At 41.9% G+C, this 14323-nt stretch carries 9 protein-coding genes and 1 riboswitch; all 9 genes read left to right on the top strand.

Annotated elements, in window-relative coordinates:
• Window positions 1–195: 195 nt before the first annotated feature.
• The 9 genes from Q0339_RS06310 to Q0339_RS06270 all read left to right on the top strand — a co-directional run bounded on the left by Q0339_RS06310 (window position 196) and on the right by Q0339_RS06270 (window position 14266).
• Window positions 196–3105: a thiopeptide-type bacteriocin biosynthesis protein gene (locus Q0339_RS06310; RefSeq protein ID WP_298077979.1), complete on the top strand. Its 2910-nt coding sequence runs from the start codon at window positions 196–198 to the stop codon at window positions 3103–3105.
• Window positions 3106–3136: 31 nt separating this feature from the next.
• Entirely contained in the window at window positions 3137–4330 is a 1194-nt protein-coding gene (locus Q0339_RS06305) for a lanthionine synthetase LanC family protein (RefSeq protein WP_298077977.1), read from the top strand.
• A 2-nt stretch (window positions 4331–4332) separates the two neighbouring features.
• Window positions 4333–6084, top strand: a complete 1752-nt coding sequence (locus Q0339_RS06300) for an ABC transporter ATP-binding protein (RefSeq protein ID WP_298077976.1) — start codon at window positions 4333–4335, stop codon at window positions 6082–6084.
• 31 nt (window positions 6085–6115) lie between these two features.
• On the top strand, window positions 6116–8545 hold the full coding sequence (locus tag Q0339_RS06295; protein WP_298077975.1) for a hypothetical protein: 2430 nt from the start codon (window positions 6116–6118) through the stop codon (window positions 8543–8545).
• On the top strand, window positions 8542–9396 hold the full coding sequence (locus Q0339_RS06290) for an ABC transporter ATP-binding protein (protein WP_298077974.1): 855 nt from the start codon (window positions 8542–8544) through the stop codon (window positions 9394–9396). The genes Q0339_RS06295 and Q0339_RS06290 overlap by 4 nt, the downstream gene beginning before the upstream one ends.
• A 620-nt stretch (window positions 9397–10016) precedes the next feature.
• A riboswitch (TPP riboswitch) is annotated at window positions 10017–10122 on the top strand.
• Between the two features lie 116 nt (window positions 10123–10238).
• On the top strand, window positions 10239–11006 hold the full coding sequence (locus Q0339_RS06285; protein WP_070756336.1) for an ABC transporter permease: 768 nt from the start codon (window positions 10239–10241) through the stop codon (window positions 11004–11006).
• A gap of 21 nt (window positions 11007–11027) precedes the next feature.
• Complete coding sequence (locus Q0339_RS06280; protein ID WP_298077973.1) at window positions 11028–12029, top strand: ABC transporter substrate-binding protein; 1002 nt, start codon at window positions 11028–11030, stop codon at window positions 12027–12029.
• Window positions 12030–12072: 43 nt separating this feature from the next.
• Complete coding sequence (locus Q0339_RS06275) at window positions 12073–12786, top strand: ABC transporter ATP-binding protein (RefSeq protein WP_298078138.1); 714 nt, start codon at window positions 12073–12075, stop codon at window positions 12784–12786.
• Window positions 12773–14266, top strand: coding sequence for an amidase (locus tag Q0339_RS06270; RefSeq protein ID WP_298077971.1), 1494 nt, complete (start codon window positions 12773–12775; stop codon window positions 14264–14266). Before Q0339_RS06275 ends, Q0339_RS06270 begins: the two co-directional genes overlap by 14 nt.
• The last annotated feature ends 57 nt before the right edge of the window (window positions 14267–14323 follow it).

Genomic DNA, 14323 nt, shown 5'->3' with positions numbered 1-14323 from the left:
ACGTAAAGATTTAGGTTGAGTCAATGGTTGCCTTCTATATGATTGTTTAATATCCATCATATAGAGGGCTTAAAGTTTATAAATATGCACATAATAATAGACGTCTCATTGAGATTCGCTTTTATGAATTATATATTATATTTATGCGACTACAATGCTCGTGTTTTTATTGATTGAGCTAGGAGGTGCTTCACAATGACAAAAAAGAATAAGTTAATTAATCAATGGCATGTAAGATATAACATACATCCATATCAACAGATTAATGAAGTTACTCGAATAAGTTTTGATGAATTGCTTGAGTATATAAAAAAAGAGTTAGGTGAAGAATTTGAATTTGCATTGAAATATTCAGGTCATACACTAGATGAATTTACGGAGATGTATGAAGAAAGTAATTCAGACAAGAAAAGAAAGAAAATATATCAAACTTTATATGGATATGTGGCGAGATATATCGCTAGACCTACACCATTTGGTGCTATGAGTTCAATTGCAGTAGGATGTTTCTCAGAGAATACAAGTTGCCAGTACGAGCAAAGCTGTAGAGTTCTAGTTTCTTCACTATGGTTGAAAGGTCTTTATGAGCAGCTTCTTTCGAATGCTGTAGCTTTGAAGAAAATGAGAGTCAAAATATCACCCTTTATACTCGTAAGTGAAGAATATCTAACAATTCTTGATACAGATAGTCTGCCAAATGAAGAAAAAACGATAACGATAGGTATGACGGAGTTGCTTTCGACAGTCATTGAGCTTGTGGATAATTATACTCCAGTGCAAATGTTAATTATAAATTTAATGAATAGATTTCCTAATGAAGACCCGGCTGATTTTGGGTTGTATATTCAGAAGTTATTGGAATTAGGGGTGTTAGTAACGGATATATTCACACGATGCCAAACAACAAATGAGATGCTTCAAAATATATATAAAGCATCGATTGGCCTAGGCATTTCAGGGAAATTGAAGGAAATAATAAATAAAATAGAAGAGTTTAACGATTCATCTAGCTTAATTCAAATTCAAATGTACGATGAAGTTATTGAAAAAATGAAAGTGATATGTATATCTGATCAATACTTATATTTAAATAAGTTTTCGAACTCAGAGTTTGGGCTTAGTAAGAAATATAAGGCAGAGATTGAATATGCGGGTAACGTTTTGAATTTATTTACTAATGAAATATGTGGGGAGTATTTAGAGACATACAAACAATGGATATTAAATCGTCCAGATGTATATCAACCAATACCACTACTTAATTTATTAGTGAACACTTACAATAGAGATGTGGAACTTGAAAATCGTGAGATGTACGTTAATAAAGGAGATGTCTTTCAATGGTTGATTGACAGAATTAAGGTGTGCAGTTATCTGCATGAAAAAGAGGTTGTACTAACGGATTTAGAAATAAAGAAACTAGAAAGTTTGAAGATGGAAAGTGGTTACAACAAAAGTAGCAATGACAAATACGAACTGGCATTATCTATTATGCAGGATAAAAATAGTGGTCAACTAAAGCTCATATATAATTTTGAGTCTTATAAATCAGGTTTAAATAACTATTGGGCAAGATTTAATTATGGCGTTAGTGAAAAGCGAGAGGCCTCGGAAATCCTATGCAGTGATGAGAATAGTAAAGAAATTGAATTGCTAGATGCAGGATTTAAGCAAAATGTGGGTGATTTACTTCCTTCAATGTTGGGCTATGGCGAGCATCTGATTATTGATAGTTCAAGATTAATGAGAGGAAATATCGATCTTTCAAAAGTATTCGTACATTATGAGAATGATAAGCTTTTGTTATCAGAAGGGGAGGATGGCGCTCAAATAATACCTCTGCAACAAAATATGGTAAACTGGGTTTCATATTATAGTAGGTTGTACGCATTTCTTTTGAATATAGGGAGTCAGTATAAAATTAATCGCGTAGATTTTTTTAGAGATTTACTCAAAGAATTCGATTATATTCCTCGTATTAGACATCGAAATTTAACTATATTCAAACAGTCGTGGAAGATAAGATTTCAAGTTTTTCAATTATATATGTTGAAGAACTCTTGTAATACTAACATGGGCTCGGATCAATATGAGTTTTTTAGAAAGTATGTTGAAATGTTAGGTATACCAAAACAAGTAGGGCTCGTCGGACTAGGTACTACATTATATTATTGTCTTGATAATGATGTACACATCGAATATTTATTGAAATTGCTCCTAAAGCAAGAAGAGATAGTCTTGACTGAGGAAGACGTCACTAATGATGAGGAATACATATTAGGAAATAGATGTTCGCAGTTTATTTTTTCTTTCAAAGGAAAGGATGATAGCAAGGCTGATTCACGATGGAATCCTAGTATAACTAATTGCGGAAAAGGTGAAGTACTAAATGTTGAAATGTTTAAGAACTGGTTCACTTTCTGTATTTACTTGCCACTAAGATTTCATGATACGTTTATAACTGATAATCTACTAGAAGTCTACGAAATAATTGAAAAATTTGGTTTTCGTCCGTCGTTCTTTATAAGGTACGCTGATCCTCGTCCACATTTGAGAGTTAGATTACGGGATGAAGGAGAAGGAGATTTATCGGGAGTATTGGATGCTCTTAAATTCCGCATATACAATTGGGGTGCTGAAGATTACGCTCTTACATCTTTCTGCCCAGAAATATATAGGTATAATGGTTTAGAGCAAACAATGTCTATAGTGAATTTTTTTGAATGGGAGAGTCGCCACATAATAGAGCGAGGGATAATGGATCGAGAAGAATTAGTATCTTATATTTATGCATACTTACTTTTAATGAATCTAACAGATTCAGAGATTGCAGATATCCTCAAAGTGTTTAAAAGAAAAAGAGAGAGAGAAAACTATGCTAGAATTAACGAAAAAGTAGTAAATCAACACAAGAAAATGGAACTCGATGATAGTTTAATGAGGTTCAAATTGCCTAGCGAAAAAGCAGTTAAGTATAGAAATGTAGTGTTGTCAATCATACATATGACGGTTAATCGATTTGTCGGGATGGACAGGCAATTTGAAGATGATTTGCTAATCACGCTATATAACCTTTCAGTCTTTCGGCAACACAGTATACCTTAGATAGGTTATACTTTATAAATGGAGGTTGCACATGAGTAATATGCAAAATATATTAGTTAGATATCTTATAGATTTTTATTCCAATGAAGATAGTGGCCTCAGAGATGCGGATATTCTTGAATTAGCAGTGCTATATGCGAACGCTGCCACGACAATTGCGTCTGAAGTTCAAGATAGTATAAGAGACTATTTGTTAGAGAGTAAGTTTCCCCATCAAATCAGCGAAGAAAACGCGGTAGGTACATTCTCAGGTAATGGACGATATCTAGTGGCATTGTACCTTTTATATGGCCAAGAGTGTTTTGAAGCGGACATATATTGGAAGTTATTTGAAATTGTCAAAAAGGGGGTCCAGCAAATAATACAAAGACTAGAGACGTCCTCTTTCTATTTAGATGACTTAGATTTAATGTCAGGAGTACTAGGAGTATTAAATTTTTTATTGGAGTTTCAAGGCTGTGACAAAACAATATCTCTAGAGCTAGATATTGTCAGATTGTTGGTAAAAATTTGCAGAGATAAAAATGGGATTATAGAAAATTTCCTTGATAAAGGTATGGAAAATATTTCCGGAATTTATGAACACCAATTGATTAATTTAGGCTGTGCTCATGGGATACTGGGAATCTATGTTGTTTTATCTAAATATACTAGGTGCCGTTCTGAGCTAGTTGACGATGTTTGGAATGTACTAAATGTCATTGAAAGAATGTGCTTCTATTCTGAGAGACAAGAAATGATATTGCCTATGAAATTTGGGGAGGTTCATAATGAACTACTAAATTGTAGTAAGGACATTGACTACAGTTGGTGTTATGGGATAGCTGGGTACTTAGGAATCGCTTTAGATAATACTTTAATGCCACGCTCATTGCTTTATGGGAAAAGAAGTTTGATTATTAGCGTTGTACAAAATATGATGTTTAAATACCCACTTAACTCTAATTATATTAGCTCTAGTCCTTATCTATGTCATGGATTGGCTAGTATATTATACGAATTATATTGGTGCGGGCTAAAAGAGTTCGACGATACAATAAACTATGTATTTATGTATATCAAAGATTCCGAAGTGTTCAATAGTAAGGGATATAGTTTCGAAGCTGGAGTAGATAGCCTAATACTCTCAACCTCTTTGGGAACTGCACTTGCCTTGAATAGTATTGAAAGTAACTCTCGGTTTAAGGGGGATTTTATTTTTGGTAAAGTAGATAGGGTGTTATAAGAATGAAAGAAAAAGCGCATAGGACTTATATATATCCTATAAAAGTCGTGTTAAGAATTCTATGGGATGTGGATAAAAAAAAGCTGATGTTGGTTTGTATAATGAATGTGATTTCTGGATGGAGCATAAGCTTAAATATATATGCAACTAGTTTAGTACTAAATGAAATCACTTCCGAAGGCGATATGATGGATAAAATTCAGTTTATCATATTTTTCTTTGCATATAATGTTATTATGCTCTTGATTTCGAATTACTCAAAATACTTAGAGTTTTGTTATAGAGGGCAGCTTAGTATCTATGTTAATGATTATATCTTAGACATAATAAATTCCTTTGGATTAAGTATGTTTGAAAATTCAGAGATTTATGATCTGGTTCAAAAAGCTGAGAGGATAAAGGATGATGTTTTGTTTGATTATGCGAGTAATATTATGGGCTTGTTAATCAGTTTCTTAAATATGATTTCCCTCAGTACAATAATATATACTTGGAAGCCTCAGATGCTTATATTTGTTATTACTATATCATGTATATCATCATATGGTAAAATTTACTTTGGGCGACAGAGGTTTATGTTGCTAGATTCCAGGCAAGAGGATGAAAGAAAAAAATGGTATTATAGCTTTTTATTAAAAAACGAAGGCTCAATCAAAGAGATTAAACTATATAACTTGCATGATTTTTTCCGAGATAAGGTTAATCGACTTGCTCTTAAGTTTTTCCAAGAGGATAAAGAAGTGAGCAGAAGGGAAATCATATTTAGTTTTATTTCCGAGATACTAGAGTTGTTCTTTAGTATTTCTGTAATAGTATTAATTATGGTTGATAGTCTAACAGGAGGTGTATCTATTGGTACAGTATACAGCTATGTGCAGAGTTCAAATGCTTTCAAAGATGTGCTAATGACAGTACTCACAAGACTATCATCTTTATCAAGTCATTTTTTATATCTAGGACAGTTTATTAAATTTGTGGAATTACAAGACTTTCATATGCTAGATTGCAAAGAAGATATGAGCACTATAGGAGACGTGTCTGAGATATCAGTAAAATCTCTATCATTTTCTACTAATGGTCAGGATCGACTAAAAAACATCAATTTTACATTTAAAAAAGGTGAAAAGTACTATATCATAGGCAAGAATGGATCCGGGAAGTCCACCTTACTGAAATGCCTCATGGGTCTATATGACATACAAGGTCAACTTCTGATAAATGGTGAAGACATTAGTCATGATAATGGACGACTTACTAAATATTGGCGACAGATTGGTGTTCTATTTCAAGACTTTGTAAAATATGAGCTTACGCTTAGGGAAAATATAGCGTTAAATAAAATAGTACTCGATAGTAATATCATCGATTGCATGGGACAATTAGATCATAAGTTTTTTGAAAGGCACACTATTGATGAACAATTAGGGTTTTGGTTTATGGAGGGGAGACAGCTATCGGGTGGCGAATGGTTAAAAATTTCTCTCTTACGAGCAATACTACAAAGTACTAGTGTCCTTATTTTGGATGAGCCTGATGCATACTTAGATGCAGTGTCTAAGAAAAAATGTGAAGAGCTAACTAGAAAAAATCCTCACAAGATTACAATTGTTGTAACGCATGACTTAGAAGTTGTGTCTGATCCAAATGCGATTATAGTTTTAATGGATCGAGGTGAAATAGTAGGTTGCGGAAAATATGAAGAAATTAAAGATAATCATGTATTTGAAGAACTCTTGCAAGCTTTTGATAGATGAATCACTTTTTTATAGAGAGGGGTAAAACGTTATGTTCAGACAGGAACTCAAACAATTTTTCAAGCATAATCGCGTTGTCTGTTTGCTTTTTTTCCTGCCTTTCTTCGTCATATTAGGATTAGGACTCTTTCGTGGGCAATTTAGTCATGATTTCCGGAGGCAAGAGAGTCAACAAGCCAACCGTTTGTCTTCCGACTTGAATTGGGCTATTTCCACCAAACAAAAACAAGGGGTATCGGCCGATGATCCGCTACTAGTGTCCATGAAAGAGGCAGAGACGATACGTTTTGATTATAGCGTGGCAGCCTTTTACGAGGAGTGGGATCGTGTAAATCAAGACAAGCTTAAGCTTTGGCGGACCTTGCTGTCCCTTAATGATCAAGGGAAGGAATTACTTAGTGTTTCGCGTCAACAATTAGAAACTGAGTTGCCGGTCATTGACTGGCAGGTCAGTTATCAGGTAGGGCGCTTTGATACTAAGACAACACGCGAGTCTAGCTATTTAATGGCGCAAGCAAGCCCCTATCTTCTGGGGGTTCCGCTCCTGTTACTATTTAATTATTTGGTGGGAATGCCTCTATTGAGGGATCTATTTGACAGCCAGCAGTCTTATCTTAGGACCTTGCCAATGACCTACGGTCGTTTGCTCGGCAGGCGATTGGGCGTTTTTCTGATAGTAGGCTTAGGCTATGGACTGTCTATTATAGTAGGGTGGGGACTCTATCATTATCTCTTTGATCAGTTGGAAGTCATCACTCTTCTCCACTATCCACTAGCACCGGGGTGGCCATTTTGGCAAGGAGTGCTTGCACTCTATGTTTTCTGGCTAGGGATTAGCGTCTTGTTTTGGTTACTCATGCTTATCATTAATCGTTTCGTACAGCGAATAATATTGGTCTGGCTCGGCTTAGGGATTACAGTAACATTAATGGCTGAATTCAGTAGTCTATTCAAGTTTTATCCTATCTATAGTTTATTCAGCTATTGGGATATTCATGGCTTCGTGCTACATCAATCATGGTCAGGTCTTTTAGTGGCTATGGGGCTTATTCTTTGCATGTTGCTAGGGTTTTGGTATCTAGTTGTAGTTCTATCTTATGCACGGCTCAAACGTGGAAAGATTCACTCTCGAGTTGATATGTCATTACGTTATTTTCAGGCTCGATTTGAATGGCTCAAGATTACGCGAGGGGCGCTCTGGGCGCAATTGGTGTTCAGCCTCATAGCCTTCTTTCTCTACTATACCGTATCCCAAGGGATCCAATACTATCAGTTACAAGTCAAGAATATCGAGCAAAAGTCTGAACTATTATCGGTGGATATTTCATCCTATCGTTCAGCTTATCCGACTGAAGAACTCTATCAAGAAGCTCTCGCTATTTATAATCGCCAATCAGAACTTGTAGCCGAATTACAAGCAGGGAAGACGATGCTAGCCAAGACGATGGAATATGAGGAGTTGAAGCAAGACGTTGATTACTTGCAACATAAGGACAATCGTTCGCAACTACCTCTTCAGGACTGGATTTTCATGCCTAATGCGTATATAAATTATCAAATAGCTGAGTGGAAGAAATTTTATGGAATTGATTATCAGGTGCCGGGTGGGCCATATTGGACCCTTTATTTGCCAAGCTATGAGGAATCACCGCGTAGCGGGGAGGATGAGCCACCGCTTGCGATTGACATCACAGTCTTCGAAGCGTATTTAGCTCGTGTTAGCAAGCCCATGCGGACTTATACGGGGCTTGGGATTATCGGAAATTTTGTTCAAGACCGCATATACTTGTTGCTGTGGGGATTGCTTTTGCTTTTTCTAGTGTCGCCAGCTGTACAAGATAGGGAGAGTGGGCGATGGAAATTCCAAGCAATTCAACCAGTGTCTCCAAGCCATCTTGCCCAGTTGCGTCGGCGGCTTACCTTCCAACAGATCTGTCTGCTGGGCGGAGGTTCTCTTTTCTTATTAGGATTGGCGGGAATGCTCATTGCTGGCGTAGGTGATATCAATCTACCATTTGTGCGATATTTTGTAGATGCTACCCAATGGGGGGGCGTAGTTAGCCAACGTTGGCAAGTGCCCGCTACGCACCAATATTTTGAGTTGCTCCCCCTCTGGTATTACTATTTGGAAGGTTTAGCGTTGCTTCTAGCAGTAACTTATTTCGTCAATAGTCTTTGCCACTTTGTGGCTAGTTGGAGCAAGTCAATGGTGCTTTATGTTAGCTTAGTGATTAGTATTCTAGCTATTGGTTATGTGAGCACCCTTTTATTGCCTAGTACTGCACAGGTATTCAGTCCCTTCCGATATCTGGATATAGGGCAAGTTCTAAACGGACAAATGTCAGTTAGTTTACAACAGCCACTACTTACACATTGGATGGGAATACTCATGTGTAGCTTACTAGGGGGCCTAGTGAACGTGTTTGTACAACATCGCATGAAAGGTTGTGAAAGTCTATGATTGAAGTTAAGAATCTCAGTGTCTCTTATGGGGAAAAGCACATTTTGGAGCAGTTGAATTTTCGCATCGAATCAGGAGAAGTAGTCGGTCTCGTAGGGCCTAATGGTGCGGGTAAGACAACCTTGCTATCGACCTTAACGGGTTTGCTCACTCCTTCTGAGGGAACGATTATAGTGGCGGATAAGTCACTGCCTGTTGGACAATCTCTCTACCGTGTTATCGGTTTTATGCAGGATAATAGTGTTCTATATCCACAGCTCACTGGTTATGATCATTTGCAATATATTGCTCTATCGCACGGCTTAGATAAGGCGAGAATTCAATATACAGCGAAGCAAGTGGGGATGATTAGTTATCTAGATCAAGCAGTAGGTACCTATTCCTTGGGGATGAAACAACACCTACTTTTTGCCTGCGCAATTTTGCACCAGCCGCAAGTCCTATTCCTGGATGAACCGTATAATGGACTTGATCCAACCAGTCTAATTCGTATACGCGAGCTAATCATGCAACTCAATCGTAAGGAAGGTATGACCGTCCTCATCTCATCTCATAACTTAGATGAAATTGACCGAATGACTCGACGTATTTTTTTCGTCAAAGAGGGACAAATCATTGAAAAAACCTTGACACAAGCCACGACTAGCGACTATCTAGTAACCGTCCAAGAAGTTTTACCAGCCAACTGGGAGCGTAGACTTTCGGACCATAGTTTCCTTGTTACTGCTGACCAACTGACAAATGCTCTTCTTCGCTTAGAACGAAGTAACCTACGTCTTGTAGAAGTGGAGCCAAGGCAATTTGGAAGCGAACAAGTATATCGGGAACTCTTCAAAGTGAAAAAAAACTAAAACACCAGAAATAGGTGTGATAATTTGCTGCACTTTTGAAAGAGGTGAACAGCTATCTCCAATAGCAAACAAAGAATTTGCAGTTTTATCAAGCTACAAGGGTGTTGAAGATAGAATTCACCAAGTTGGTAAAACGTATTAATTTGTGTCAGTCGATACTGAGCTAACCATCCAATTATACTGAGCAACCTTAAACTACTTTAGTTATAATGGTAAAAAAACTAGCAAAGACTAAGCCAATAGATTTCACTATCAAAAAATAAGTGCCTCTTTGGCAGGCCGATAAGGCCGATTCAAGAAGAAGTATTTTATATCTCGTTTCCCAATAGTGGGACATCTTTTTTCAGATATCAAGCAACTGAAGATTATTGATAAAGTGAGGAAGCATATTAACCATGATGGTGGAACTAGGTATTTCCGCTACTATAAAAACCTAGAACTAAAGATTTCGAGAAACAAAGTAACCTTTGATAGATAGAGTTGCCTACTTCGGATTTTTGGAGACTGAACAGATTATATCAGCGCCAAGGCACGCTCCTGTAGCAACCCTTGGCGCTTTTTTATCCCCCATCCCCCAAGCACCGCAATTGCATTCTTACATCAACTTGCATATAATATAGAGGTAACACAAGGGGAGCCGCGACTGCGGCTGAGATGGGGCTTTGCCTCGGACCCTCATAACCTGATGAAGTTAATACTTACGTAGGGATGTGGCAAGTTGAATCTGATTGATGGACTCATCCTGCGCGTCATGCTGGGATGGGTCTTTTTTTATCGAGTCCAAACGCAAGTGGGTGTTACGTATTCTCAATAGAAAGGAGACGGTAACCATTAAACAGAGAGTGCATCGCTGGTTTGAATCAAGTGTGGCTTGGCTGACAGGCTTAGGACTCCTGGCCTTGTGGGAAGTGACGGCTCGACTGGGTATGCTGCCGCGTTTTATTATCCCGGCTCCGTCGGCGGTTCTGGCGGCTATCTGGCAAGATGCCCCTAACCTCTGGCGCAATAGTCGGGTGACCCTGATCCAGGCCTTTATCGGGCTGGGCATTGGGATTGTCTTGGCCTTTATTCTGGCGGTCATCATGGACCGCTTCAAATGGGTCCACCGGGCCCTCTACCCACTCTTAATCGTATCTCAGACTGTGCCGACGGTGGCCATCGCCCCGATTTTGGTCTTGGCCCTGGGCTATGAGATGACGCCTAAGATTGTCTTGGTGGTCTTAACCACGATTTTCCCGATTATCATGAGTATCTTAAGTGGCTTCGCCCATTGTGACCAGGATGCCTTGCAGTTGCTGAACATGATGGGAGCCAGTCATTGGCAGACCTTGCGCTATGTTAAGATACCGACCAGCCTACATTTTTTCTTTTCCGGGCTTAAGGTCAGTGTCTCATACGCCTTCGTGAGTTCGGTTGTGGCGGAATGGCTAGGGGGATTCGAGGGTTTGGGTGTCTATATGATTCAGACCAAGAAGGCCTTCGCCTACGACAAGATGTTCGCGGTCATTTTCCTCATTTCAGCACTGAGTTTGATTTTTATGGGCCTAGTTGCCTTAATTGAACGACTCGCCTTGCCTTGGCGCTCAAGCAAGGCCCCCCATATTTCCTAAGATTAGAGGAGTGACACACACATGCAAAAATGGATGAAAAAATTCGCGGCCCTGCTTGCCGGCCTATCTTTGGCTGGGACCACACTACCAAGCGTAGCCGCTCAATCAAGTGATGACAACAAGGTAGACCTGATTCTAGACTGGGTACCTAACACCAATCATACCGGGCTTTACGTCGCCCAAGCCAAGGGCTACTTCAAGGAAGTGGGCGTGGAAGTTGATATCAAACGTCCACCTGAAGGCTCAACCACTGAATTAGTGGGGCTAGGTAAGGCGGCCTTCGGGATTGCCTTCCAAGATTCTTTGGCTAAGCGATTTGCGGGTGGCTTGCCAGTAACGGCGGTAGCGGCTATTATTGAACACAACACGTCCGGTATTATTGCTAAGGAAGAAGCCGGCATCAAGGATCCTAAAGGTCTGGAAGGGCACAAGTACGGCACTTGGAATGACCCAATTGAATTGAAGATGATGGAATACATGACTAAGAAGGCCGGCGGGGACTTCTCCAAGGCTAGCCTAGTGCCAAATGATGGCGACAACTCCATTATCGGCTTGGTCAATAACCAATTCGATGCAGCCTGGGTTTACTATGCTTGGGATGGGATTTTGGCAGGCTTCCAGAAGGTGTCCACCACCTTCTTCCAAATTCGGGACATCGCGCCAGAATTGGACTTCTACTCACCAGTTATTATTGCCAACAATGATTACCTCAAAGCCCACCCAGATCAAGCCAAGAAGGTCTTGGCAGCCATCAAGAAGGGCTATCAATATGCTATGGAACATCCAGAAGAAGCGGCCGACATTCTGATTGAAGCGGCCCCAGAATTGAAGGACCAACGTGATTTCGTCGTGGCTTCCCAAAAATGGTTGAGCGAGCGTTACGCTAGCGATCCTGCCAAATGGGGCCAATTCGATCCAGCGCGTTGGAATGCCTTCTATCAATGGCTCTACGACAACAAACTGGTCGAAAGCGACCTAACTAAGGGCCAATACTTTAGCAATGAATATTTAGGAGCGGAGTAAGGTGCTAGAAATTCGGGATTTAGCCTACGGCTACGACCAGCAAATGGTCATCCAAGATGTTAATCTTCAGGTGGCAGCGGGCCAGACCGTGGCTATCCTGGGTCGAAGCGGGGTCGGTAAGACCACCCTCTTTAATTTAATCGCGGGTATCTTGCCGGTCCAGTCAGGCTCCATTAGCCTAGCGGGACAGCCCCTGGAACCCGGCCAGGTCAGCTACATGCTGCAAAAGGACATGCTTTTCGAGCATTTGACCTTGGTGGACAATGTGGCCCTACCCCTAGTGGTGTCGGGGGTTAAGAAGTCCCAGGCCCGTGCCGAGGCCAAGCAGCTACTGGAAGAATTCAAGCTAGCGACTTGGGCCAATCACTATCCTAAGTCCCTGTCAGGGGGCATGCGCCAGCGGGCAGCCTTCCTACGGACGGCCTGCTTCAAGCGCCAATGGGTCCTCTTGGATGAGGCCTTTGGTGCCTTGGATGCGGTGACCCGGCGCCAGCTACATCAGTGGTTCCTCCACTACAAGCAGCAGATGGGATGGTCGACTTTGCTCATCACCCACGATGTGGATGAAGCCCTGATCTTGGCTGACAAGGTCTACGTTATGGGCGGCAAGCCAGGGACCCTGCAAGCTGTCCACGATATTCAACTGGATAAGTCGGACTTTGAAGCCATTGGCTTTAGTCCAGAATTTCTTCATTACAAGCGCCAACTACTCGATGATTTAGCCAAAGGAGTGCTGCCAGAAGATGCCCTTATTTAAGCAAGATGCGACTTACTACGCGCAAGAAGTCAAGGCCGGTCGTTTGACGGCCAGCCAATTGGTGGACTGGGCCCTAGACAATATCCAGGCCCTCAATCCTAGCCTACATGCGGTTGCCCATGTCCAAGCCGACAGTGCGCGGGCCCAAGCTCAGGCTCATGACCAACTCTGGCGTCAACTGTCAGAGTCAGAACGTCAGGAATTGCCTGCCTTCTTTGGGGTGCCTATTCTGCTCAAGGACTTGGGCCAGCTCCAAGCTGGTGAGCCTTCTTATGCGGGGGCCCAGCTTATGGCGGACTATGTGGCTAACCAGACTTCTTATTTCGTAGAACGCATCCAGGCTTTGGGCTTTATCGTGGTAGGCCGGACCAATGTGCCGGAATTTGGCTTTAAGAATATTAGCGATGCCCAGTTTACCGGGGCAGTCAGCTATCCTGGGGATCTAAGCCGCAATGCGGGCGGGTCCAGTGGTGGGGCGGCGGCTGCGCTCAAGGCTGGCATGGTGCCAATCGTCACAGCCAGTGACGGTGGGGGTTCTATCCGGATTCCTGCCAGCTTCTGTGGTCTGATTGGCCTCAAGCCTTCCCGTGGCCGGGTGCCAGTTGGCCCCGATGGCTACCGGGGCTGGCAGGGGGCATCGGTACATTTTGCTTTGACCAAGTCGGTACGGGATACCTGGACCTTATTGGAGGGGCTGCAGGTGGAACAGTGGGCCGCACCTTACATGGTGCCGCGCTTAAGTCCTGGGCCCCTGACCTTGCCTCAGCGTCCGCTTAGAATCGCCTATCTGCTGGATTCGCCCCTAACACCTCAAGTTCGCTTAGATGTGGCCAACTTGTTGCGCCAGACGGTAGAACGATTGGTAGGCATGGGTCATGAGCTCGTCCCAGTTGACTTCCCAGTGGATGTCATTGCGGCGGCGCGTGATTATACCACCATGAATGCAGTTGAGACGGTTGCCATGATGCGAGGATTTGAGGCTAGTCTGGGTCGCGCCTTGACGCCAGACGATATGGAGCCAATGACCTGGGGCATCTACCAGGCCGGCTTGCCTTGGGATGCTGCCGATTACAGCCAGCTGCTGGGTCGTTGGGATCAGCTAGCGGCTGAAATGGAGAATTTCTTCCAGGACTATGATTTACTTTTGACGCCTGGGACCAATGGGCCGGCGCCCCTGCATGGGAGTTTTGCGGCTTCAGCGGAGATGGCTCAGCGCCTCTTGAATCAGGAGGGCTTAGCCAAAGAAGCTCGCACCGACCTCATTATGGAGCGTTGGCAGGATAGTTGGGCTTACACGCCTTGGACCTTCCTCCAGAACCTGGCTGGTCAACCGGCCATCATGTTGCCGCTGGGTAAATCGTCAGAAGGCCTACCGCTGGGTGTCCAGCTTTGGGCCGGCAAAGGCCAGGAACGGGTCCTCTGCCAGTTGGCGGCTGCCTTTGAAGCAGCAGGTGTCCTAGAGACAGAAATTATCGAATAGACAGCACCGAGGCTGGGACGAGTTCCCAGCCTTTTCTTATGGCTTTGTCTTGGGTCA

Source organism: uncultured Abiotrophia sp. (assembly GCF_938010525.1).
Lineage (GTDB): Bacteria > Bacillota > Bacilli > Lactobacillales > Aerococcaceae > Abiotrophia.
The sequence above is the reverse complement of the archived record's forward strand: the minus strand, read 5'-3'. Positions and strand labels throughout refer to the sequence as shown.